Origin of the sequence: Pseudomonas sivasensis (genome assembly GCF_021391435.1) — a bacterium.
GTDB classification, from domain to species: domain Bacteria; phylum Pseudomonadota; class Gammaproteobacteria; order Pseudomonadales; family Pseudomonadaceae; genus Aquipseudomonas; species Aquipseudomonas sivasensis.
The window spans coordinates 3,360,776-3,383,806 of sequence record NZ_CP090029.1 but is presented as its reverse complement, the minus strand read 5'-3'; the positions used below and the strand labels follow the sequence as shown (position 1 = coordinate 3,383,806).

23 protein-coding genes, 1 tRNA gene and 1 pseudogene are annotated in these 23,031 nt (G+C 59.8%); 6 read left to right on the top strand and 19 right to left on the bottom strand.

The features are described 5' to 3' along the window. Positions 1-14: 14 nt before the first annotated feature. From LRO94_RS15215 to LRO94_RS15180, 8 genes are all read right to left on the bottom strand, one after another. Positions 15-1,139 (bottom strand): transporter substrate-binding domain-containing protein, encoded by a 1,125-nt coding sequence (locus LRO94_RS15215; protein ID WP_032885738.1) that lies wholly within the window; start codon positions 1,137-1,139, stop codon positions 15-17. Then, positions 1,136-2,650 carry an amidase gene (locus tag LRO94_RS15210; protein ID WP_179178936.1) on the bottom strand — a complete coding sequence of 505 codons (1,515 nt, stop codon included), beginning with the start codon at positions 2,648-2,650 and terminating at the stop codon, positions 1,136-1,138. Before LRO94_RS15210 ends, LRO94_RS15215 begins: the two co-directional genes overlap by 4 nt. Before the next feature lie 10 nt (positions 2,651-2,660). Next, positions 2,661-3,365 (bottom strand): ABC transporter ATP-binding protein, encoded by a 705-nt coding sequence (locus LRO94_RS15205; RefSeq protein ID WP_032885736.1) that lies wholly within the window; start codon positions 3,363-3,365, stop codon positions 2,661-2,663. Then, positions 3,358-4,080 (bottom strand): ATP-binding cassette domain-containing protein, encoded by a 723-nt coding sequence (locus LRO94_RS15200; RefSeq protein WP_095184702.1) that lies wholly within the window; start codon positions 4,078-4,080, stop codon positions 3,358-3,360. The genes LRO94_RS15205 and LRO94_RS15200 overlap by 8 nt, the downstream gene beginning before the upstream one ends. Continuing rightward, positions 4,077-5,102 carry an ABC transporter permease subunit gene (locus tag LRO94_RS15195; RefSeq protein WP_095184703.1) on the bottom strand — a complete coding sequence of 342 codons (1,026 nt, stop codon included), beginning with the start codon at positions 5,100-5,102 and terminating at the stop codon, positions 4,077-4,079. Before LRO94_RS15195 ends, LRO94_RS15200 begins: the two co-directional genes overlap by 4 nt. Next, entirely contained in the window at positions 5,102-5,971 is an 870-nt protein-coding gene (locus LRO94_RS15190) for an ABC transporter permease subunit (protein ID WP_179178937.1), read from the bottom strand. The genes LRO94_RS15195 and LRO94_RS15190 overlap by 1 nt, the downstream gene beginning before the upstream one ends. 10 nt (positions 5,972-5,981) lie before the next feature. Next, complete coding sequence (locus LRO94_RS15185; protein WP_179178938.1) at positions 5,982-7,220, bottom strand: urea ABC transporter substrate-binding protein; 1,239 nt, start codon at positions 7,218-7,220, stop codon at positions 5,982-5,984. Positions 7,221-7,745: 525 nt separating this feature from the next. Beyond that, on the bottom strand, positions 7,746-8,918 hold the full coding sequence (locus LRO94_RS15180; RefSeq protein WP_179178939.1) for an acyltransferase family protein: 1,173 nt from the start codon (positions 8,916-8,918) through the stop codon (positions 7,746-7,748). Between the two features lie 1,211 nt (positions 8,919-10,129). On the opposite strand from LRO94_RS15180, the gene LRO94_RS15175 reads away from it, so the two are divergent. Then, the gene (locus LRO94_RS15175; RefSeq protein WP_032885727.1) at positions 10,130-10,453 is read left to right on the top strand and encodes a hypothetical protein; all 324 of its coding nucleotides are present in this window, start codon (positions 10,130-10,132) and stop codon (positions 10,451-10,453) included. A gap of 583 nt (positions 10,454-11,036) precedes the next feature. Here LRO94_RS15175 and LRO94_RS15170 read toward each other — a convergent pair. The 3 genes from LRO94_RS15170 to LRO94_RS15160 all read right to left on the bottom strand — a co-directional run bounded on the left by LRO94_RS15170 (position 11,037) and on the right by LRO94_RS15160 (position 12,340). Next, positions 11,037-11,123, bottom strand: a tRNA-Leu gene (locus tag LRO94_RS15170). Between the two features lie 254 nt (positions 11,124-11,377). Beyond that, on the bottom strand, positions 11,378-11,659 hold the full coding sequence (locus tag LRO94_RS15165; protein ID WP_122765189.1) for a hypothetical protein: 282 nt from the start codon (positions 11,657-11,659) through the stop codon (positions 11,378-11,380). 153 nt (positions 11,660-11,812) lie between these two features. Further along, positions 11,813-12,340, bottom strand: coding sequence for a DinB family protein (locus LRO94_RS15160; protein WP_179178940.1), 528 nt, complete (start codon positions 12,338-12,340; stop codon positions 11,813-11,815). A 103-nt stretch (positions 12,341-12,443) separates the two neighbouring features. Here LRO94_RS15160 and LRO94_RS15155 point away from each other — a divergent pair, with 103 nt between their 5' ends. Next, complete coding sequence (locus LRO94_RS15155; RefSeq protein WP_179178941.1) at positions 12,444-13,142, top strand: tellurite resistance TerB family protein; 699 nt, start codon at positions 12,444-12,446, stop codon at positions 13,140-13,142. Here LRO94_RS15155 and LRO94_RS15150 read toward each other — a convergent pair. The 7 genes and pseudogenes from LRO94_RS15150 to LRO94_RS15120 form a co-directional block, all read right to left on the bottom strand. Further along, positions 13,106-13,345: pseudogene (locus LRO94_RS15150) on the bottom strand (hypothetical protein); the annotation flags it as partial. The gene LRO94_RS15155 and the pseudogene LRO94_RS15150 sit on opposite strands and share 37 nt — an antisense overlap. An 18-nt stretch (positions 13,346-13,363) precedes the next feature. Next, complete coding sequence (locus LRO94_RS15145) at positions 13,364-13,711, bottom strand: DUF2493 domain-containing protein (RefSeq protein WP_095184707.1); 348 nt, start codon at positions 13,709-13,711, stop codon at positions 13,364-13,366. A gap of 65 nt (positions 13,712-13,776) precedes the next feature. Beyond that, entirely contained in the window at positions 13,777-16,491 is a 2,715-nt protein-coding gene (gene mgtA, locus LRO94_RS15140) for a magnesium-translocating P-type ATPase (RefSeq protein ID WP_179178942.1), read from the bottom strand. A gap of 235 nt (positions 16,492-16,726) precedes the next feature. After that, positions 16,727-17,020: a hypothetical protein gene (locus tag LRO94_RS15135; protein ID WP_179178943.1), complete on the bottom strand. Its 294-nt coding sequence runs from the start codon at positions 17,018-17,020 to the stop codon at positions 16,727-16,729. Positions 17,021-17,337: 317 nt separating this feature from the next. Then, positions 17,338-17,949 carry a LysE family transporter gene (locus LRO94_RS15130; protein WP_095184709.1) on the bottom strand — a complete coding sequence of 204 codons (612 nt, stop codon included), beginning with the start codon at positions 17,947-17,949 and terminating at the stop codon, positions 17,338-17,340. Positions 17,950-18,022: 73 nt separating this feature from the next. Continuing rightward, the gene (locus LRO94_RS15125; protein ID WP_179178944.1) at positions 18,023-18,814 is read right to left on the bottom strand and encodes an AraC family transcriptional regulator; all 792 of its coding nucleotides are present in this window, start codon (positions 18,812-18,814) and stop codon (positions 18,023-18,025) included. 12 nt (positions 18,815-18,826) lie between these two features. After that, the gene (locus LRO94_RS15120; RefSeq protein WP_099602524.1) at positions 18,827-20,110 is read right to left on the bottom strand and encodes an arsenic transporter; all 1,284 of its coding nucleotides are present in this window, start codon (positions 20,108-20,110) and stop codon (positions 18,827-18,829) included. A gap of 230 nt (positions 20,111-20,340) precedes the next feature. Here LRO94_RS15120 and LRO94_RS15115 point away from each other — a divergent pair, with 230 nt between their 5' ends. From LRO94_RS15115 to LRO94_RS15100, 4 genes are all read left to right on the top strand, one after another. Further along, entirely contained in the window at positions 20,341-20,556 is a 216-nt protein-coding gene (locus LRO94_RS15115) for a hypothetical protein (protein WP_003191339.1), read from the top strand. 71 nt (positions 20,557-20,627) lie between these two features. Then, positions 20,628-21,323, top strand: coding sequence for an AzlC family ABC transporter permease (locus LRO94_RS15110; protein ID WP_095184712.1), 696 nt, complete (start codon positions 20,628-20,630; stop codon positions 21,321-21,323). Next, entirely contained in the window at positions 21,320-21,631 is a 312-nt protein-coding gene (locus LRO94_RS15105; protein ID WP_032885717.1) for an AzlD domain-containing protein, read from the top strand. Before LRO94_RS15110 ends, LRO94_RS15105 begins: the two co-directional genes overlap by 4 nt. A gap of 173 nt (positions 21,632-21,804) precedes the next feature. After that, the gene (locus LRO94_RS15100; RefSeq protein ID WP_095184714.1) at positions 21,805-22,158 is read left to right on the top strand and encodes a hypothetical protein; all 354 of its coding nucleotides are present in this window, start codon (positions 21,805-21,807) and stop codon (positions 22,156-22,158) included. Between the two features lie 144 nt (positions 22,159-22,302). Here the strand turns inward: LRO94_RS15100 and LRO94_RS15095 are convergent, their stop codons facing one another. After that, positions 22,303-23,007, bottom strand: coding sequence for a YoaK family protein (locus LRO94_RS15095; RefSeq protein ID WP_032885715.1), 705 nt, complete (start codon positions 23,005-23,007; stop codon positions 22,303-22,305). Positions 23,008-23,031: the final 24 nt, after the last annotated feature.

Below are 23,031 nucleotides of genomic sequence, written 5' to 3'. Positions count from 1 at the left end.
CGCACTCCCACTGTTCATGGCTGCACATCCAGCTGGTAATCGACCATGTAAGGGCTGGGTTTCACCGGCTGCTCGCTCTGCACCACCAGCTCGAAACGGCGTTGGTGGTCGAGACGCGCAATACGAGGCCACAGCCAAGTGTGCTGGGTGTCCGGGTCGATCTGCACGCGGCCCTGGGGCGCGTCGAACTGCGCACCGGCCAAGGCCTTGCGCAGCGCTTCGATGGACGAACCCTCGGCACGCCGCGCTGCCTCGGCGAACAGATGCACCTGGAAGTACGCCGCCTCACCGCCCGCCGTCAGCGGCGCCGTGTCACCGAAGCGCGCTCGGTAACGTGCGACGAACGCCTGGCTGGCAGGCGTCGCCAGGGTGGAGAACCACGGCGCCGCCGACACATGCCCTTCGGCTTCTTCATCGCTCATGTGCAACACGTCGACCTCGTTGGTCGCGAGGCTGACGATGGGCATGCGCGCCGGGTCGAAACCGGCCTGTCGGTAAGCGCGGTGCAGGGCCGGAATATCGCTGCCGACGATGGTCGAGTAGATCGCATCCGGTGCCGTGGCCCGCGCCCGTTGCATCACCCGTTCGAAGTCCTCGGCGGTGGCGTGGAACGGCAAGTAGATCTCGTCCACCACTTCGCCACCGGCCTGTTCGAACAGTTCGCGCATGATGCGGTTGGACTCGAACGGGTACACGTAGGAGCCACCGACAAACAGCACGCGGTTGCCGAAATGCGCCAGTACGTACTGCGCCAGTTGGACTGAGTTCTGGTTCGGTGCGGAACCGGTGTAGTAACACCAGGGCGAGTATTCAAACCCTTCGTAGAGGGTCGGGTAGAACAGCAGTCGGCGGCGGCTCTCGACCACCGGCAACACCACTTTGCGGGTGCTCGACATGTGGGTGCCGAACAACACCTGCACCTGGTGTTCGTCACACAGGCGCAGGGCGCTGTCGCGGTAGTCCGACGGTTCCGCGCCGGGATGGCCGTCCACTGGCACCAGTGGCCGTCCGTGGATGCCGCCGGCGTCGTTGACCTCGGCGATCGCCAGGTGGGTGGCATTGGCCTGGGTGGTTTCCGAGGCAGCGGTAAGGCTGCTCTCGGAAAACAGCAGGCCGACTTTGTAGTCAGAGGCGCTCATGAAATCAGGCTTTCCCAGTCGATATGTTGTTCAAAGGCGTGCGCGACCTGGTACAGCGTGGCTTCGTCGTAGTCCCGCGCCACCAGCATCATGCCCACTGGCAGGCCACTGGCAAGCCCACACGGGAGTGACAGGGCAGGGTGGCCGGTAACGTCGAAGGGCGCGGTGTTCGCGTTCATTTCCAGGGCCCGTTGCACCCACTCGCTGGGTGAGGCGTCTGCTGTCGGCAATGTTGGCGCCTTGAGCGGTACGGTGGGCATCAGCAGCACATCGAAGTCCTGCAATTGCTGGTCGTAGGCCGCACGTAATTGCCGTGCAGCATTCTGAGCCTTGGCGTAGTACTGGCCGCCAAAACGCGTGTACGCGTATTCACCGGCCAGCAGGCAGGTTTTCAGGTCGTGCGGGAATTGCCCGGCCTGGGTCTGCCAGTCTCGCTGTGCGTTCATAAGGCTCTCTACGTACAGGCCTTTCCAGTTCGAGCCGTAATTGTAGCCGCGCAGCAATTGGGTGGTGCCTTCCACCGCGATGGGTGTCCAGATGGCGTGGCCCAGGGCGTGCAGCGGTATCGAGATGTCCTCCACCCGTGCCCCGAGGTCTACGAACAACGCAGCGGCACGGCGCACCGCCGCGTCCACATCGGCCTCGGAGTTGGCATGCCCGAAGCCCTCGCGCACCACACCGATCCGCAGGCCCTTGCAGCCTTTGCCGAGGGCCTGGGTATAAGCTTCGGTCGGCACCACGCGGTCCTGCCTGGGGTCGAGGCCATCGGCGCCAGCCAGCACTTCCAAGAGCAGCGCGTTGTCGGCGAGGTTGGCACTCATGATGCCGGCGTGGTCCAGGGTCATCTCGATGGGCATGATCCCGGTGTAGGGGATCAACCCATGGGTCGGCTTCATGCCGTAGATACCGGAGTAGGCCGCCGGAATGCGGACCGAGCCGCCCTGGTCAGTGCCGATGCCCAGGTCCACTTCGCCGGCCGCGATCAGCGCCGCGCAGCCCGACGACGAACCGCCGGTGGAATGCCCCGGATTACGCGGGTTGTGCACTGCGCCGGTGGCGTTGGTATGGCTGCTGCCCGACACACAAAAGAACTCGCAATGGGCCTTGCCCAGAATCTGTCCGGCAGCGTCCAATACACGTGTCGCGACGGTGGCGTCAATGTCCGGCACGTAGCCCTGCAGGGTCGATGCACCGTTCATCATTGGCACGCCGGCCAGGCAGATATTGTCCTTGAGCGCCACGCGCTTGCCGGCCAACTTGCCCGTTGGTGCCCCCTGAATCTCGGTGCGTACGTACCAGGCGTTGTAAGGGTTGTGCTGCGGCACCTGGCCGGGGGCGCGAGGGTAACGGGGGGGCAATGGCGGGTTGGCGATGCCATCCAGGCGGTCGTAGTCCTGCCACACGGCTTCGAGAATGTTCGCGTATTCGTGCAGCAGTGGCTCGGCCATTTGCAGGCCAAGGCTGTGGCCGACTTCGGTGAGATCGGCCAGGGTAGGGCGTTGAATAGACATGGCAGGTTCCTTATGCATGAAAGCCCATGAAGCGCTCAGCGATGGCTTCGGCGCTGGTGTGAGCCGGGTCGACCTCGTCCACCAGTTGGCCGTTCTCGATGATCAGAATGCGGTCGGACAGGGCACTGAGAAATTCGATGTCCTGTTCCACCAGGATCACCGCCAGATTCTGTTCCACACGCAGGCGCTGCAGGGTTTCAATGATTTCGTCGCAGATCGATGGCTGGATGCCCTCGGTGGGCTCGTCCAGCAGGATGATTTTCGGGTTGCCGCACAGGCAGCGGGCGAGGGCCAGCAGTTGTTGCTCTCCGCCGGACAGCGCGCCACCGGGCTGGTCGAGCAAGCGGTGCAGGCGCGGGAAGTACGCGAGGATGCGCTCGATGGTGGCGTCGGCTGCGGCGAAGTCCTTCACGCAGCCCATGCGCAGGTTTTCCCGCACGCTCAGGTAAGGGAATATCTGCCGGCCCTGGGGCACGTAGCCGATGCCGGCGCGGGCGCGTTGGTGGGCGGCGGCTTTGCTTAAGTCTTCGTCGGCAAAATGCAGGCTGCCGGCCATGGCGGGGATTTCGCCCATCAAGGCGCGCAACAGGGTGGTCTTGCCCATGCCATTGCGACCCAGTACACCGACGCAGGTGTTGGCGGCACAGCTCAAGCGGATGTCACGCAACACGGGAATACGCCCATAACCGGCGGATAGACCGATGACTTCAAGCATGTTTGATCTCCTGCTTGCCCAAGTACGCTTCGCGCACGGCCGGGTCCTGGGTCACTTCGGCAAAGCTGCCTTGGGCGAGGATTGCGCCTTGGTTGAACACGGTGACGGTGCCTGCGATCAGGCGGATGAACTCCATGTCGTGCTCGACCACCACCACGGTGCTGTGGGCGTTGATTTCTTTGATCAGCGCGGCGGTCTTGCGCACTTCCTGGTAGGTCATGCCGGCGGCGGGTTCGTCCAGTAATACCAGCTCCGGGCGCGAGGCGAGGATCATGCCCAGCTCCACCCATTGGCGTTGGCCGTGGGCCAGGTCGCCCACCAGGCGTGCGCGCAAGTCGACCAGGCCGATGCGTTCCAGGGTCTGCTCGGCAGTGGCGCGGGCTTCGTTTGGCGCTTGTCGGCGACTGGCGGCCAAGCGCAGGTTTTCCAGCACATCCAGGCCGTCGAAGACGCTGGGGGCCTGGGTTTTGATGCCGATGCCGAGCCGGGCGACATGGTGCGGCGCCAGCCCTGAAATGCGCTGGCCCTTGAAGTGGCATACGCCGCGGGTGGGTTTGAGTTGGCCGCTGAGCATCTTGAAGAAGGTGCTTTTGCCGGCGCCATTGGGGCCGATCAGGCAACGCAGTTCGCCGCTTTCGAGGGTGAAATCCACGGCTTTGACCGCGTGAACGCCGCCGAAGCTGACGCCCAGGCCTTGGGTTTGCAACAGGCTCATAGTGCGCGCTCCTGTGCAGGTGTCGGTTGCGGGCGACGTTGGAAAACACGCGCTGCCCAACCGGTCAAGGTCGGCAGCAAGCCACGGGGCAGCAACATGACGAAGACCAGCAGAATCAGGCCGAGCACAAAGCCGCTGTCCACATGCTGCTGTTCACCGAGGCGCGCCATCAGCGCCTGTATGCCGATGCACGCCAGGATCGGCCCGAACAAGGTGCCACGGCCACCGACGATGACCCAGATGATGATCTGCGCCGATTGCGCCAATCCGAACACGCCTGGGCTGACAAACGCGCCCCAGTTGGCGAACAGGCAACCCGCGAGCCCGGCGATGCCGCCACCCAGGCTGAACACGATCAACTTGTGCAGGCGCGTGTCATAGCCCAGCAAACCGGCGCGCTGTTCGTTCTCACGAATGGCCACCACCACTTTGCCGAATCGGCTGGCGAGCAGCCCGCGCAGCCCCAGGTAACAGAGGATCAGCGCGGCGCCGATTACCTGGAACAGGGTTTCCGGTTCGAGCACACGTTCAGGGTTGAACGGCATGTTGAGGGTGGGAATCGCTGGAATGCCGTTGAAACCGCCGAGCAGTGCGCTGCCGATGTGGTATTCGGAGCCCGAGGTGGAGTTCATCACGTTGAACAGAATCAGCGTGACCGCCAGCGTAATCACCCCCAGGTACACGTCGCTAATGCCGCCGTAGAACATGAAGTAACCCATGGCGGCGGCGACCAGGGCGGGCACTGCGATGGCCAGCAGCACCGGCCAGGTGCTGTCGCCGATGTTCAGCACACCGATGGCATAGGCATAGGCGCCCAGGCCAAAAAACGCCGCCTGGCCAAAGCACAGGATGCCGCCGAAGCCCCAGATAAACGCAAGGCTCAGGGCCAGCAGGGCCATTACCAAGTAGATGGTCAAGGACAGCAGGGTAAACAGATCCAGCCACTGTGGCAGGACCGCCACCAGCAGCGCAGCCACGACGCAGCCGAGCACCGGTAATAGGGTGCGGGTATCAACAGGCATCAGAACGCCCTCCGAAAGAATCGACCGGTAATGCCCAGGGGCAGTACGCGAATCAGCACAATGGCCGCCAGCAGCAACGCCACTTCACCAAACACCGGAGTGCTGAAGAACGTCACCACCTGGCTGATCACGCCGAAGCCACCGGCGGCGGTGAGGGTGCCGGTGATCACTGCGCTGCCGCCGCCGATCACGGTGATGAAGGCCTTGGCGATGTAGCTGGCGCCGAGGGTTGGAATCACCCCGGTAAGCGGCGCCAGCACGGCACCGCCCAAGCCCGCGAGCGCCGCGCCCAGGCCAAAGGTCAGGCTGTAGATCCGTCCGGGATTGGCCCCGAGTGCAGCGGCCATCTTGGCGTTTTGCATGGTGGCGCGGGCGCACAGGCCGAAGTGGGTAAACCGCAGCAGCGCCCACATGCCCAGCAGCACGGCGACCGCCACGGCGATCACAAACAGGCCGTAGCCGCTGGTTTGATAAGCGCCCACGGTGATGCCCGGCAAGGGCGAACTGATGCCCACCGTCGTGTTGCCGAACAGCATGGTGGCGGCGCCGGTCAGTGCCAGGCTCAGGCCCCAAGTGGCGAGCATGGTGTCGATCATGCGGCCATACAGGTGTCGCACCAGCAGGCGTTCCACCAGCATGCCGAACAGGCCCACGCTCAAGGGCGCCAGCACCAGGATCGAAATCCAGATCGGTACGTGCAGGTTGTGGGTGGCGAGCACGGCGACGTAACCGCCGAGCATCATGAATTCACCGTGGGCGAGGTTGATGATTTTCATCATTCCGAACACCACCGCCAGGCCAATGCTCAGCAGCACCAGCGTGGCGATGGCGCCCACGATTTGCAGGGAAAAAATGGCAGCCCAATCCATGTCGGCCTCCTTACAGCGCGATGCTGTATTGTTTGGCGTCGCGCGGGTTCTTCACCAGGTCGCACACCGCGGCGGTGTCGGACGGCGCTTGCTGGGCGAAGCTTTCGACCACCTCCAGGCGGCGGTCGCGGACTTCGGCGATGTGCACGTCGAGCACACAGTGGTGGGTCGCCGGGTCGATACTGACCTTGCCGCTGGGCAGGTCCAGGCTGATGCCTTTTTCCAGGGCCTGGGTCACGGCCATGCGCTCCACCGTACCTGCCTGGCGCACGCCTTCGGCCCACAGCATCATGCCCTGGTAAGCGCCCATGGCCAGTTCGGTGATGTACGGATAGTCCGCGCCGAAGCGCTTATGGAAGCGCTCGACGAACGCCTGGTTCTGCGACGTGGCCAGTTCCTGCACATAGTTCTGGCAGATCAGGATGCCGTTGCATTCTTCCGGCGACAGCACGATGTGCTCGTTACCGCCGGCGAAGGTGGTGGAGGCAATCGGCAGCTTGCCGGTCATGCCTGCGGCTTTCCACTGGCGATAGAACGACATGTGCGCGCCGCCCACCAGCGCCGACCAGACGAAGTCCGGCTTGGCTTCCTGGATCTTCGAGATCGTCGCGCCGAAGTTGGTCACGTCCAGTGGGAAGAACTCGATGCCGACGCTTTCGCCGCCCGCTTGCTCGACGTACTTCTTGACCCAGGCGGTGACGATCTGCCCGTAGTTGTAGTCCGCCGCGACGATGTAGACCTTCTTGCCCCACTTCTTGGTGACATGGGACACCAGCTTCTCCACGGTCTGGCCGGGTGTGACACCGGTGCCGAAGAAGTTGCGGTCACACACGCCGCCTTCGTATTGGTTGTTGTAGAAATACAGGGTCTTGTAGCGGTCCAGCACCGGACGCACCACTTCCCGCGACGCCGACGTGATACCGGCGTGCACCACCGCCGCGCGATCCTTGAGCGCGGCCTGTTGGGCGTATTGCGCGTAAAGCTGCATGTTCGACTGGGTGTCGTACTTGATCAGGTTGAGCGGGCGGCCGAGCAAGCCGCCGGAGCTATTGAGTTCTTCGACAGCGAAGGTCAGCGCATGGACGATGGGTTTGCCGTAGATGTCGAGGCCGCCGGAGTTGTCATACAGCGAGGCGATATTGATCGCGTCGTCGGCAGCAAACGCCGAGAAACTCTTGAGGCTCAACGTGGACACAGCAGCCGCGGAAATCGCAGATGCACGCAGGAAAGCACGACGATTCATAGCCATTCGGAAGACTCCTGAAACCCGGACTCCCTATCCACTGCAGCCCGAAGCACGCCAGGAAAAGCGCCGGGCATGACGGTTTGCAATGAAGGAAAGAAGGTCTGGGAAGAAATGCAGGCGGGGAAGGAGGGCCTGATTTCACATACCGACGGCGCTGTCGGCTGGATATGTGATTCGCTTCACTTGGAGACACCAGCCGCATCGTTGAGGCTGGGTCGCCCACCCTGAGAGGATGGGGGAAACGAGTGCCGCATGGCGCGGCGATAGCTTAAAAGCAAGCTTCAGGCCATAAACGCTATGTTTATGATTTTAAAGGAAACCAGGGTGTATGGCGACGCTGGCCACGCTCCGAAAAATGTCACCTGGGTAGAAACGACGCACCGTGTGCGTGCGTTTGGAACAGGTGCGCGGTTGCTTTACGCCGTGTAAACGGCGCCTCAAGAGCCAAGCCCACGCTTGCATGATGCAAATACGGTCAGTGTTCAATCTGTCGTCGCGTGAGCACGGGAGAACGGCGGGGCGATGTTCTCAGGCTACGGCTTCAGTTTTAACGGGTGAACGCTTCATGCGTTTTGCATAAAAAACTTTGATCGTTTTTGAAAGGGTTTTTTCAATCAGGAAGTATGAAGCGATGGATAGCGAAATTAAAAAGATGACAAAGACTGAAAAATTAATCGTACTGGATTCAGAAAGAAACTGAGTCGGCAGCATTTGGAAAGCAAGGTGAGCCGGCGCTTGCAGTATGTAAAGCGAATAGCTGGATTCTCCGAGTATGACAAGCACGGGTATGAAGGGGGCTTTTTTTAGTAAGTTGTTTGCTATGGCGCAAAAGTAAATCGCTGGGGCAAACAGGATAGCTGTGAAACTACTTCCGTACGCTAAGTACGCGCCGATGGCATCATCTAATCTTGGACCGTAATCAATTATCTTGCCGATAATGGCGAACAACACGATGCTGAGAACGAGCGCAGTCTTCTCCCCGACGACGTTGCGCAATACGCCTGCTTTGAACATGAGCCCGGCAGTGAACCCAAGGACAAAGCTGCACAGGTGTGAAGGTGGAAAATAATTGATCAGCGAGTGCAGGCGCGGACTGGTATTGCCATAGGGGTCTGTACGGCTGTAGTAGCTGAGCACGACTTGGCTGAAAACCCAAAGGAGTAGCGAGGACGCCAGCCACACCTTGAGGCGTACGTCTTTTTTTGTATTGCTGACAAAAATCAGCAATGGGCAAATCAAATAGAAAAACATCTCAACTGAAACAGACCAGCCAGGGTAATTTAAAGTCGTTGCGTATTTTGGGAACCACGCTTGAATAAGGGCGGCGGATATAAAAAATTTGCCGTTTAGTGAGCTGCTTGTTATTGCCATGTAAGTCAGTAGCGCTATTAGATAAATGGGCAATATCCTGGCGGCTCTGTTTACATAGAATTGTGAGGTCGGAATGTTCTTTTTTGTATTCGATAGGGCGAGCACAAAGCCTGACAGTACGAAAAAGAAAGTGACCATGATCGGCCCGCAATTCAGTATCGTTGGCAAGCTTGCGTAAATTTGCGTTTCTTTTCCGTAATGGAAAAGAACCACTACGATGGCTGCAACAAAGCGCAGAAATGTTAAAGACTCTAGCCGCTCTACGGGCAATTTTGCATTTCCCAAGGACTCATCAATTGTGTTGCAGGCATGCATTTTTTGTTCGGGCACGATTCCTTTGCCTCTTGAGATGTCGCGTGAATAGTTGGCTTTTATCTAGCGGGCACGAGAAAACCGGTACCACGCCAACTATTAGCCGGTGATGGCTGCTGGATTCTCCCTGATAGGTGGGCGCGCAGACGGGTGACCAAAGCCACATTTCGACAATTCGCTTTGTAGGAAGGTTCGTTGCGGGCAGTCAGATTGTTGTGCGCGTACGGCAGTCGCGGTTTGGAGGCCGAGCTTGAGCCCGAAGAGGATCTGGCGCCTTTCTGACGGGCAAAAAAAAGCCCGCTTGTGGGCGGGCCTAAAGGGAATTCTTCAAAGGAGTAGGGTGATTTAGCACCCTGTCCTGTAAATGCCAGGTGAAAAGGATGTCGCAAAAGCAGAAAGCCACGCACGTAGCGGGCTCTATGTAACACCTGAGGAAGTTGTAATCGTCAGGATTCCCGACTCAATAGATGGCGCTCCGAAGGGCAGATACAAGACGCTCAGCGCGAAGATCGTCCAGCAAACGCCAACGATCAGTGCGAACGGACCCACTACTTTCCCGTGACTGAGCCAAAACCTCGCGATTAATGGCTTATGGCCGCCATTGGTCGGCAATAACGAGATCACGCCGAACGCAGCCCGGCAACCTAATACATACTGACTCATCTCACCATTAGGGGCCCTCGATGAGAGAGGCACAGCGAAGACTAGCCATGACAGCCTGGCGCGACCTGTTTACACAGGCCGTAAGTCAAACGGACGCAGAGGTTAAGTATTTTGGATTGCTGCGGCGGGCTGACGCCATGGAGCTTGCCGAACTCATCACCAGCGATGAGTGGAGAAAGCTGGTGCAGCAGGCGGGAGCAATGCTTTCCAGCACCGCAGAGTGTATGGGCGGACCTGGCTAGGGCAGAGACTTGGTTGCTTCGGTTTCTTCGTCTATCGCCATGCTGGTTGTGGCGGGATCCCCTCGCAGGTACGGAGTCGCCACAGAAGCTTTGCAAGGGTTAAGTAGCACGGCACATATTGGCGTTGCGGGTTTTGCGCGTAACTCTCCCCAAGTGCACAAGTAACGCGAAACGCACACGAACCCCTGAGCCCAGCCAAGAGCCGGGTTTTCCGTTCTTGGGCCAGTATCCCCCCATCAAAAAAACCTTAAGCCAAGCGAGGTTGTGTTTAGACGCTATGTTATGATGTCATTATGACTTCATTGATGATGGCAGGAGCCTGCGGTGTTGGAACTTAAATTTATTGGCGCCCTAATTGATGGCGCTTACGATCATATTTGGCTGGTTTTCGTCGCTTTCTTGATCAGCTTTGCCATCTTGAGGTGGCGGAAAATTAACTATTTTGTTGAATCAGCATCTCTTTGGACGCTAGTCGGCCTCTTGGCGCTCTTTGCAATTGTGCCGACTGGCCTCTATGCATTGTTTACTCCAACGGTTGCTCAGCAGGGCTTTGATGAGGTCAAGAACCTTCCTAACTACACGGCGCTCCTCACTGCGGATGTCATTTTAGTTTTCCTCGGTTTTATTGGCGGCTCCAGGTTGGCCTGATCAAAATCTTCAAATTCAGTTTCGATAGAAGCCCCGGCATATGCCGGGGCTTTTTCGTTTTGGGTCCCACCATGGCTGGGAGTGCTGCTGGGGCCGGCTATTTCAAACAGGCCCCACGAAGTCGAGTGCACGGAGTATCGACAGCGCCGGCTCGACAAGATCGATAGGTTTGAATTGCTGATCGCGGGTCTCGTTGGGGCTGTGATCGCCAGCGGGTGGCACAGGGACGATGTGAGCGACCGGCGTGCCTGGGTAACGCGGACACCTCCAGAGGCAGGCGACTTACCAACGTACTACTGCGTGAGCTCGACCCTATCTACCGTCCAGGGTTCAACTACAGCAAGGCCGTAGTGATGCCGCGGAATCTGTGTCAGCCGGCTTTGAGAGCAAGGGCAGCGAGTAGATCGTGAATCGACATGGCTGATTCTCCGTAGATCTATCAGCGCAGTAGGCAGTGCGGTGAGGGTTTTGATTCAGATTGGCAGGACGCCGGGATGGGTGAGTTGTGAAGCAGTGTCAAAAATTGCGGAGCGCAAAAGATAAGGGCCTGCATGACGTTAATCATGCAAGCCCTTGATATCTATGGTGCCCGAACCCGGAATCGAACCGGGACGCCCTTACGAGCGGGGGATTTTAAGTCCCATGCGTCTACCAGTTTCGCCATTCGGGCGGTAGCGCGGTGTAGCAGGGTTGGGAATATATAGATCAAGGCGCGTATGCGCAAGGCCGTAACGCACCTTTGTTGGGCATCGAGCAAGATGAAAAAGCTCGAAAGATCAGTGGGCTACAGGGGTTTTAAAAGAGAGTCCAGTAGGTTTCTGCTGCCCGAACACAAGAATCACAGATGGGCGTCATGAATCTTCAGCAGAAAGGCAGAGCGATCGCAAACAAGCCCCGGTTTAGCCGGGGCTTGCGTGTGCAGGCCTATACGAAAGGCTGGCCGCTGAACCCTCTGGGCAAACGCTGCAACCCTGGCAGGTCGGTGAGACGTTGGGTCCAGGCGCTGCGCCAGTCAGTGGCGGTGGGGGACTTGGCTTTGCGCGAAGCACGCCGAGCGGAATTGCGTTGGGTGCGGCGGGCTTCCTTGTAGGCCTCAGTGTTGCGGCAGGTACGGCACTTGACCCGGTTCAGCTCAGCGCTGGAGGGGAGGTTGGTACCGTGGTGGCCGCAAGCCAGATGCCCGGCGACCTTGAAGTGAATGACCATGTAAGCGTCTCCTTCTTATGGGTTGCATCCATCGGTAAACCCACGACGGGTGCGAAGAGGGCGGGCGCAGAAAGATCCCGGCACCTGTCATTACGACCTCACAGTTGCCTAGGCGTTCGTTTATGGCTCTAGCCTGCTCAGCGCCCGCTGCCGTCAGTCAATCAGTGCCAGCAGGTCCGTGTCGCCGACATCCACTCCGGCCTGGGTCAGCAAGGTGGTCGCCTGGCCCCGGTGGTGGGTCTGATGATAGAAAAAGTGCAGTAGCAGGCTGGAAAAGGGCTTGTCGGCGGAGGCGCCACGCATGTTGTGGTAATGCAAGCGCAGGTCGAGATCGGGCTCGCGCAGGGTCTTGGTCCAATCGATGATCAGTTGGTCCAGCCAGGTACGACGGGCAGCCAGCGCGCTAAGGTCGGCAAAGGCCAGATGCTTGAGGTCGACGGGCATGGCAATGGCTTCCAGTGGGGCCAGCGCTGTAAAGCCTGCCGGGTGCTGGGCGAAGCGTTTGAGCCAGACCGTGTCTCCCTGCACCAGGTGGTTGAGTGTGCCGAGTATCGAGCCGAAAAAAGCCTGACGGTCCGTGCGTAATTGCGCATCCGAAAGCCTGGCGGCGGCGTCATAGACTTTGCGATTCATCCACTGGTTGTAGGTCGCCATCAGCGCAATCTGCTCGATTCGGTTCACGGGTTTCCCTGCTTGAATACGCGCCCGCTCGGCGGTCATGGAGTTTCGGCAGCGGCGGACTATGGTTGTTGAACGCCAATTCTACGCGCGCAAGGGTGACACCATGAACACAAGCGACCTACTCGAACAACTGCTGCGCGCCGGGCAGTCCGGCGGTGGCGCTGCGGGCGGCGGCCTGGGCGGGCTGCTCGGCGGTTTGCTCAAGGGCACCAGCACCGGCAATGCTTCGGCCGGTGGCGGTCTGGGTGGATTGTTAGGCGGCCTCGGCGGCATGCTCGGTGGCGGTGCGGCGACACGTTCTGCACCGGGGCGCTCCGGCGGGATGAATTACGCGGCGTTGGCGTCGTTGGGGATGATGGCGTTCAAGGCGTATCAGGCATGGCAGAGTCAGCAGGCCTCCAAACCGCAGTCGTCCTTTCAGACAGTCGACCAGCTGGGTGGCCCTGAAGCCGAGGCCCACAGCCATGCGGTGTTGCGTGCCTTGATTGCCGCGGCGAAGGCCGACGGTCGGATCGATGACGCAGAGCAGCAAATGATCTCCACTGAACTGGGCAAGCACACCGACGACCCGCAACTGCAGCAGTGGCTCGACGCCGAAGTCGCCAAGCCCTTGGATGCTGCGGATTTTGCCGAATTCGCACATGACCCGGCGATAGCGGCCGAGGTGTACCTGGCCAGTGTGATGCTGGTGGATGATCAGCAGGACGCAGAGCGCAATTATCTGGATGAGCTGGCGGCTACGCTGAGCATTGATCCTCAAATGCAGCTGCAACTTGAGCAGCAGCTTAAAAGCCCAGTGTAGGCCGCGCCTGCCGCATTGGCCTTCGACACGACGGCGATAAGCAAAACAACGCTCAGGGCCAGGCCGATAAAGATCAGATTGCGCCGCAGCGCACGGCGTTTGGCCGGCGGCAACAGCAGCAGGCTGTGGCGCACATCGCGGCGGTGACGCGCGCGGTATTTGGCAAACCCGTCAGGGCGCTTTGGGGTGTGTAGGTTGTGCATGACGCACCTCGCTTGGGTTCAGTTTTCTACGGTAAGTACCGAAATGCCGCTGGCTCGGGCCTGGCAGACCAGCTCCGATGTGTCCTCACCGCCCGGCAAAGCGATGACCACGTCGGGGTGGCTGTCGGTCAGCATGAAGTGGTTGCGTTGGCGTTCTGCCTGCTTGCCGTGGCGTTGCCAATTGGGTGGGTAACGCACCACGTCGATACCGATTTCACGGGCCCATTCTTCGATGTCGCTGCCGAGAAACTGGTTGCCGCCGTGGATCAGTACCTGCACCGGGCGCAGGCGATGGTAGGCGTCCAGCACCTGGCGAGACTTTTTGGTGTCGGCGTAATGACGACCTGCACAGATCAAGATGCGCATAGTCCGATTCCTTGTAAGACACGGTGGCGGCCCAGCGACCGCCACCGTTTAAACGGCAGGGGTGATCAGTACCACTGCTTGAAGCGGCGGATGTAGATCGTTTTCATCAGTTGGGCCACGCAGCAGTAGCTGAGCAAGGTGCCCACCAGCCATGGGAAGTACGCCAGTGGCAGTGGCTGCAAGCCCACCAGGGTGCCCAGGGGCGAGAACGGCACGTAGATCCCCAGCACGATCACCAAGCAGGTCATCATCAGCACCGGCCATGCGGCCGTGCTCTGGAAGAACGGGATCTTGCGGGTGCGCAGCATATGCACCACCAGGGTTTGCGACAGCAGGCCTTCGATAAACCAGCCGGACTGGAACAGCGTCTGCATCTCGACGCTGTTGGCGGCAAACACGTACCACATCAGCGCAAAGGTAGTGATGTCGAAAATCGACGAGGTCGGCCCGATCCACAGCATGAAACGGCCGATGTTTTTCGCGTCCCACTTGCGTGGCTTGGCCAGGTATTCCTTGTCCATCTTGTCCCACGGCAACGCCAGCTGGGAGATGTCATACATCAGGTTTTGCAGCAGCAAGTGGATCGCCAGCATCGGCATGAACGGGATAAACGCACTGGCCACCAGCACTGAGAACACGTTGCCGAAATTGGAGCTGGCGGTCATGTTCAGGTACTTCATGATATTGCCGAAGGTTTCGCGGCCCTTGAGCACGCCTTCCTCCAGCACCATCAGGCTTTTTTCCAGCAGGATGATGTCCGCCGACTCCTTGGCGATGTCGGTGCCACTGTCCACCGAGATGCCCACGTCGGCATCGCGCAGCGCAGGGGCATCGTTGATGCCGTCCCCGAGGAAGCCCACCGTATGGCCGTTGGCTTGCAGGGCCTTGAGCACACGGGATTTCTGCAACGGCGTGAGTTTGGCGAATACCGTGCGTTCCTCCACTCGGCGCGCGAGGGTGACGTCGTCCATCAATTCGATTTCAACGCCCAGCAGCGGTTGGCCGGGCTCAAGGCCGACCTGACGGCAGATCTTGCTGGTGACGACCGCGTTGTCGCCGGTCAGCACTTTGACCGCCACGCCGATCTGTTGCAGTGCGGCAATCGCAGGGCCGGCGGTTTCCTTCGGTGGATCGAGGAAGGTCAGAAAACCGTGGATCACCAGGTTGCGCTCATCGACGGTGGTGTACTGCTGGCGTGCCAACGCCTTGGGGATCGTGCGAGTCGCCACCACCAGCACGCGAAAGCCGTCTTCGTTGTAATCGTTGGCAATTGACAGCAGTTGCTCGCGACGGCGCTCATCCAACGGCACCGCGGCGCCAGCGTCCATTACATGGGTGGAAATACCCAGCATCTCTTCCACGGCGCCTTTGCACACCAGCAGATGGTCGTCGGCCGCGTCCCTGACCACGATGGACAGGCGGCGGCGTACAAAGTCGAAGGGCAACTCATCGACCTTGCTGTAGGCAAACGGCACCTGGAATGTCGGGTTCTGTTGCGAAAACTGCACCACCGCCTGGTCCATCAGGTTCTTCATGCCGCTCTGGTGGTAGCTGTTGAGCCAAGCCAGGGACAGCACGGCATCATCACGCTGGCCTAAGGCGTTGACGTGATGTTCGAGGATGATTCTGTCCTGGGTCAGGGTGCCGGTCTTGTCGGTGCACAACACGTCCATGGAGCCGAAGTTCTGGATCGCGTTGAGGCGCTTGACCACCACTTTGCGCTTGGCCATGGCCGTGGCGCCCTTGGCCAGGTTGGCGCTGACGATCATCGGCAGCATTTCAGGGGTGAGGCCCACGGCAACCGCCAGCGCAAACAGGAAGGCATCGCCCCAGTCACCCTTGGAGAAGCCGTTGAGGAAGAACACGATGGGCACCATCACCAGCATGAAGCGGATGAGCAGCCAACTGACACTGTTGACCCCACGGTCGAACGCGGTCTGCACACGCGAGCCGACAATCGCCTTGGCCAGGGAGCCAAAGTAGGTGCGCGGTCCGGTGGCCACCACCACGGCCGTGGCCCGGCCGCTGACCACGTTGGTGCCCATAAAGCAGATATTGGGCAGGTCCAACAGGTTGCCTTGATCGGCGATCACCGGCCCTGCGGTTTTTTGCGTAACGTCGCCCAGGGTGTCGTATTTCTCCACCGGCAAGGCTTCGCCGGTGAGCACGGCCTGGCTGATAAACAGGTCTCGGGATTCGATCAGGCGGATGTCAGCGGGGATCATGTCACCGGCCGACAGTTGCACGATATCGCCCGCCACCAGGTCGCGCATCGGTACTTCGCGCAGGGTCGGATGGCTGCCCACTTGCTCACGGCGCAGCACGGTGGCGGTGGTGCGCACCATGGCTTTCAAGGCCTCGGCGGATTTTGCCGAGCGATGCTCCTGCCAGAAGCGCAACAGGCTGCTGAGCAGGACCATGGTCATGATGATGATGACTTTGGTCGGGTCAGCGTCTTCGCTTTCCTGCATTGGCAGCCAGCAATCGGTAAAGAAGCTGATGGCGCCCAGGGTCAGCAGCACGTAGATGAACGGGTTGTTCAGTGCGTGCAGGAACTGGATGAGGGCGTGTGGCGGCTTGTCATGGGCGACTTCGTTAGCGCCTTCCCGTTGCAGACGTGCAGAGGCGTCCAATTCGGTCAGGCCATCCTGGGTGGCGCGTACGTTGGCCAGGGTGGCTTGCAGGCCGTTTTGGGCTTCGCGGGCGGCACGCATCGACAGTTTGGTGCCTTCGCAGGTGCTCTTTTTCTTGCTCAGTGGCGTGTTTTTTACGGCGCTCATTGTTTGTACTCCTGTCGCCAATTCTCGACAAAACATACCCGGTACTTACCTGAATACAGGCGAGCAAAAGCATGCCGAGCCGCGGACTTCGCGATCGGTTTTAATAAAGTGTTCACATAACTTCTATAACGCCCGCCAACAGCGCGTTAGTTAACTAACGTGCAGCGGGCTACGACTGGATGCGTTCATAAAGAACTCCAGGGAATTAATAAGAAAGTTGCTGTTTTCAGCCAGGTCAGGCGGCGCGAGCGCTCACATACAGACCGAGCATCAAGCCAGCGTGAGCCCGGCTGGAAACCTTCGGTCTCTGCGGGTCTTGAGGGTCGGCATGTTCCCAGTGCTGCATCAATTGGCCGCTTTGCGGGCAGATACGCCAGTGCGCCAGCGGTCGGGCTGGATGCACTTGAGGGGAGGGTGCAACAAAGGTCGAGCGGGCAGGGAAAAAGCCTGCGGGTGCTCGGCCTGGCTTGGCGCGCAGGGCTGCGGCCAGCGTGCGTACATCGGGTAAAACAAGGAGTTGGAAGGTCATAACACACCTCGGGACCGGACGGGCATCCGGTGAGGCAGTTACGGTGGAGCATCAAGCTCTAGCGCAGCTTACCGGACCGGGGAGACGAGTCCTGTCATATTCTGGGTTTGGCGCCCGACGCCCGCAAATGCGGTGCTCGGACAGCGACTAGATACTGTGTCCATTGGCTTCTTTTGTGAGGTTTAAAAAAGGCCCCAGTTGCGGGCAGGGGCAATCTACTCAGACAGTTACAAAATGTCAACGCATGATTAATTAAACTGACCAGTGTTCAGACTTCATTCAGACAAAACGCGTTGGAAGTTGTTGGCTATATAACTTCATATACCGTGCGCGGCGAGAATCGCCAGATATATCAATACCAGCCCGCAGGCGCCATAACTGATGCGTTGCCACAGGGGCGAAGCGTTTTTGCGTAGCAGGTTAACCAGCGCCGCGATCAGAAAGCAGGACAACACCGATGCCAGCATGAAGCCTGCAAAAAACATCAAGGTTTGCCCATGGCTGGGCGTGGCGCCGACAATGCCAGACAAGGCACTGCCCAATGCCCCCCAGTAAACAATGTTCTTCGGATTGGCCAACGAGATCGCCGCGCCCACCGCCAAGGCATTCTGCCCGGAGCTGGCCGGTGCGCTGCCGGCTTCGGGCAACTGCCAGGCGTCGATCAGGCTACGCACGCCGAGCCACGCCAGGTACAGCGCGCAGACAATGGTCAGCGGCACACGCACGGCGTCGTGCTGGATCAGCAGGGCAATGCCGGTCAGGCCGATCACGGCCCAGACGGCGTCACCGACCAGTGAGCCGATCTGCACCATCAGCGCGGGAGTAAAGCCATGGAGCAAGCCGCGCCGTAAGGTCTCCGCCAGCACGGCGCCAGGGGAGAGGCAAAACACAAAACCGAATACCAGCGCGTAGAAAAAGATCGTCAACATGCCCGCGTTCCTTCAATTGATGGGGGCAGTGTGAGGCGCAGGTTGGAGAGTGTCTTGAACCAGATTGCGCAGTTCAACGTTTCACGACGCTCTGGTAACGACCCGGGGTCATGCCGTAAGCCGCGCGAAAATGCCGATTGAGGTGGCTCTGGTCGGCAAACCCGAGGTCATGGGCGACGTCCGAGGCTGGCGCGCCCATGCGCAACAAACCCTTGGCGCGACGGGTGCGCAGTTGCATGGCCCACTGCCGAGGACTGAGCCCGGTGGCTTTCTGAAAGGCGCGCAGCAGGTGGAACTTGGACAGCCCCAACTCATCGCCGAGGTGGTCCAACGGAAGCGATTGATGCAGGTGCGCCGCCAGCAACTCCTGGGCGCGGCTGACCATGGAGTTAGCCGTGGCAGGGGTGCTGGGCAGACGCACGCCGCTGATCGCGACCACCTCTCCCAGCAGCGACACCAAGGCGTCTTCGTTCAGCTCGCGAACCAAGGTGTCGGCGCTCAATGCGCCTTTCACCGCCGCCGCCAGGCGTTGCGCGAGCAGCGGTTGAAAACATAACGGGCGATCAAATTCCAGGTGCGCCAAGCCCAAGTCCGCGGCCAATTGATCCGCCGTGACGTAGAGGCTGACGAACTGCCAAGGCGCGCCATCCGCCGCACCGCCGCCTTGAATCTGCCCTGGGTTGTACAGCGTAATGCTGCCGGGCCCGGCGTCGAATTCCCTGCGGTCCAGCCAGACTTTCTCCTCGCCCACCAGGTTCACGCCGATCACACACTCGTCGTGACTATGGCGAGCGAACGTCAGGCCGGTGCAAACCGTGCTGCTGACTTCGTAGTTGCCAAGCCAGGCGTGTTGCAGGGCTTTCATCGGCATTCTCCGTCAGATACTCAGACGCAGGGCGAGGGCGGCGAGGGTGACCAGCAGCACCGGCAAGGTCAGCACAATCCCGACCTTGAAGTAGTAACCCCAAGTGATGGTGATGCCTTTTCGCGCCAGGATATGCAACCACAGCAATGTGGCCAGGCTGCCGATGGGGGTAATTTTCGGGCCCAGGTCGCTGCCGATGACGTTGGCGTAGATCATCGCATCCTTAACCACGCCCACGGCATGGCTGTGCTCAATGGACAACGCGCCGATCAGCACTGTGGGCAGGTTGTTCATGACTGACGACAGCAAGGCCGTCAGCACACCGGTGCCCATGGCCGCGCCCCACACGCCGTACTCGGCGAAGGTGTCGAGCCAGGTGGCGAGGTAATCCGTGAGGCCAGCATTACGCAGGCCGTAGACCACCAGGTACATGCCCAAGGAAAAGATCACGATCTGCCACGGCGCTTCCTTCAGCACTTTGCGCGTGGAGATCTTATGGCCCTTGGCGGCGATGACCAGTAAGAGCACGGCACATACGGCGGAAATCGCACTGATGGGAATGCCCAGTGGCTCAAGCGCGAAACAGCCGATCAGCAGGATGCCCAGCACCCACCAGCCAGCGCGGAAGGTGGCACGGTCGTGGACGGCACTGGCGGGGTCGGCCAGGTCGGCGGGGTCGTAGGTTTGCGGGATATCGCGGCGGAAGAACCACAGCAACACCGCCAGCGTGGCCGCGACGCTGACGAAGTTGACCGGAACCATCACCGCCGCATATTCGTTGAAGCCGATCTTGAAGTAGTCCGCCGAGACGATGTTCACCAGGTTCGATACCACGAGTGGCAGGCTTGCAGTGTCGGCGATAAAGCCTGCACCCATGACGAACGCCAGGGTCGCCGCCGGCGAGAAACGCAGGGCCAGCAGCATCGACATGACAATCGGAGTAAGGATCAGTGCCGCGCCGTCATTGGCGAACAGCGCCGACACCAGCGCACCGAGCAGCACCATATAGGCAAACAAGCGACGGCCGCGTCCACGGCCCCAACGCGCCACATGCAGCGCTGTCCAGGCGAAGAAACCGGCTTCATCCAGCAGCAGGCTGATGATGATCAGCGCGACAAACGTGCCGGTGGCGTTCCAGATGATGTGCCATACCACGGGGATGTCCGAAAGGCTGACCGCGCCGCAGGCGAGGGCCAGGATCGCGCCCAAGGTGGCGCTCCAGCCGACGCCAAGCCCCTTGGGCTGCCAGATAACCAGGACGATGGTGGCGATAAAAATAGCAACGGCGACAAGCATGAATTAACGCTCCGGTGGCTCAGCGGCAGGTGCTGGCCCGTTGTGGTCTGCAACCATGGCGGGTTGTATGAAGGGGGTTAGGGAATATACGTATTTCCCGATATTTCAGCCAAACCTTGTTTCAATTGACGTGGATCAAACACCGACAAATCAACCACAAGTGATTGAAATTAAAATGAAACACGAATGTCCTAAAGTGCCCGCCCATTGCTGAAGAAGGAAGACCCCGCGTGACCCGTGCCACTCGTAACCTGCGCAAGACCCTGGATTCCGTCGCGGAAAATAACGAAACCGCGGCGTTTGACCTGATGCGCGCCGTCGAAAAGCTCGGCGATGAAGTGCTGCGTCAGCGCTTGCTCAATACGATTCATCGTCTGAACCAGGACGCCTACGAATTGCGTGAAGCTCGCGACTCGGTGGAGCAGGTCTCTGTAAAGCTCGCTTGAGCAAGATCGTTCAAGACAACTCCCTGATTACGCTGGCATGCTTGTCGACTGTCTGTCGATGAGCCGTCTCCATGCCTACTGCCTTACCTCATTACGCCTTCGCTCGCGGCGCCATCGCCGTTATTCCCTTGTCCCTGGCGTGTGCCCCTTGGGGGCTGCTGGCCGGCTCCATGGCCATCGATGCGCAATTCACCCCGCTGCAGGCCCAAGGCCTTTCCGCCATTGTGTTCGCCGGTGCTGCGCAACTGGTTGCCATCGGGATGGTCAAGAGTGGCGCCAGCCTGATTTCCATCGTGCTGACCACCTTGCTGCTGACGTCCCAGCATTTGCTGTACGGCATGCATATGCGCCCCACGTTGTCGGCACTTAATAACCGTTGGCGCATGAGCCTGGGGTTTCTACTGACCGATGAGTTCTTCGCACTGGTCAGCCACTATGATCGCCAGACCTTCAATCGCTGGTTTGCCTTGGGCGTCGGCCTGACGTTTTATATCGCCTGGAACCTGTTCACCCTGGCCGGCATCGTGTTGGGCAAAAGCATTCCCGGTCTTGATCAACTGGGCCTGGAATTTTCCATTGCCGCGACGTTTATCGCTCTGATCACCCCCGTTGTGCGGGATGTGCCGACCGTGGTCTGCGTGGCGGTGTCGCTGCTGTGTTCGGTGTGGCTGAGTTTCCTGCACTGGGAGTCAGCGGTGGTGGTGTCCGGCGTGCTGGGCATGAGTGCAGGGTTTGTCTGCAAGCGATTGGGAGTAGGGCAGCGATGATTTACCTGATGATTGTGGCCATGGGCCTGGTGGTATTTCTCAACCGCTACCTGTTTATCGAACCGCGCCTGCCGGTGCGCCTCAACCGTGGCGCTCGGGAGTTTCTCGGGTTTGCCGTGCCGGGGATGCTGACAGCGATTTGCGGGCCAATTATTTTTCTCGCTGACCATCAGCTCAACCTGAGTCCGGCCAATCCCTATTTGCTGGCGGGTATCAGTGCGGTCGCGTTGATGTTCTGGACGCGCAATGTGCTGCTTACGGTGCTGCTGAGCATGGCGTTGTTCTATCTGTTCCGTTGGTGGCTCTGACGCGCAGGCAAAAAAAAAGCCCGCGGGAGGGCGGGCAGAAGGGAGACTTCTAAAAATGAGCCAAGCCACTATAGATGGCACGCTCCTGCGTCACAGTGAAACAAAGTTCATCCAGGCGTCAGTCAGCTGCGCGGCAATGCTACAGTCGCGTTTTTTTTCATGGAGGCGATGGCATGCACAAGGTGGTAATGGGCGCATTGGTATTGGCGGCACTGACCGGCTGCGCAGGTTCGAAGATGAACGAAGCCCGTTCGGGAGCCCCCTACAAGACTCTGGCATCGGACAAGGCCACCCTGGTGGTTGCCGAGTGCATCCAGTTTGGCTGGCAGGATGAAAGCGTGTTTGGCGTCGATGCCGGCGGCTTCAAAGAGCCGAACGGGGCGGGTGGTTTCACCGTCTACACCACCGGTGGCGATTACTTCGTCGACGTGCAAAGTGCGGGTGCCGGATCGTCCGTCAAATACTACGCCGCCGAGGATGAGATGCCTGCCAAGCGTCGTTTGGCCGCGCTGGCGACTTGTCTGTAGTCCCTTGCCTTAGTCTGTTTAGGAAACGCCCGGCGGGACAGCCGCCGGACATTCGCTTATCATTCTCACTGCTCGCCCGGCTTGATGGCTCTTTACCAGTACAAGGACGTCGAGGCCAAATTGTCGGGCGAGCATCTTTTCCCCTTATCGCGGCATGAATCCCAAGTGCCAGCGACGAGGGATCTTCAGTGACACCACCCCCAACACCCCAGCCAACACAGCGCTGACCAGCAACGCCTTCAGGCCCATCTGCTGCTCCAGCAACGCGCCGATCACGGCCCCCACAAACATCCCGCCCCACGGGATCAACTGCACCCGCCAGCCATTGCGACGCTCGCCCAGCATCCAACGCCCCAGGCCACGGCCAAAACGAGACAACGCACCCGTGACGTAGGTAAGGCCTACGGGCAAACCGTTGACCTCTTCGACGGCCGCATTAAGCATGCCCATTGCAATGATCGCTGCCAGCAACGCGGGCAAGGTATCGTCTGACGGCCACAGCGCGCCTGCGCACAACAACGCAGCAATACACAGCAGCAAAGGTAGTGCATGCCGCTTTCCAAAACGACTCACTACTACGCCCAATGCGTTGCCGACCACGAAGGTGGCGACCAGCAATAACAATCGCGCCGTCAGCCCCAAGTCCCCGGCACTGATTGCCACCGCAAGGCGCGTAGTGTTGCCGCTCATGAACGAAACGAAGTCGCCGCTGGCCATAAAACCGATGGCGTCGGTCATGCCCGCCAGCACCGAAAGACTGGCCACCAGCATCATGCCGACCCGGCCGCGCCAACGCTGTCGATGGGCAAGTGCAGCATTGACGTAAGGCTTTCGGGACGAAGGCAGCATAGGACCGGGCTCCACGGTGAGATT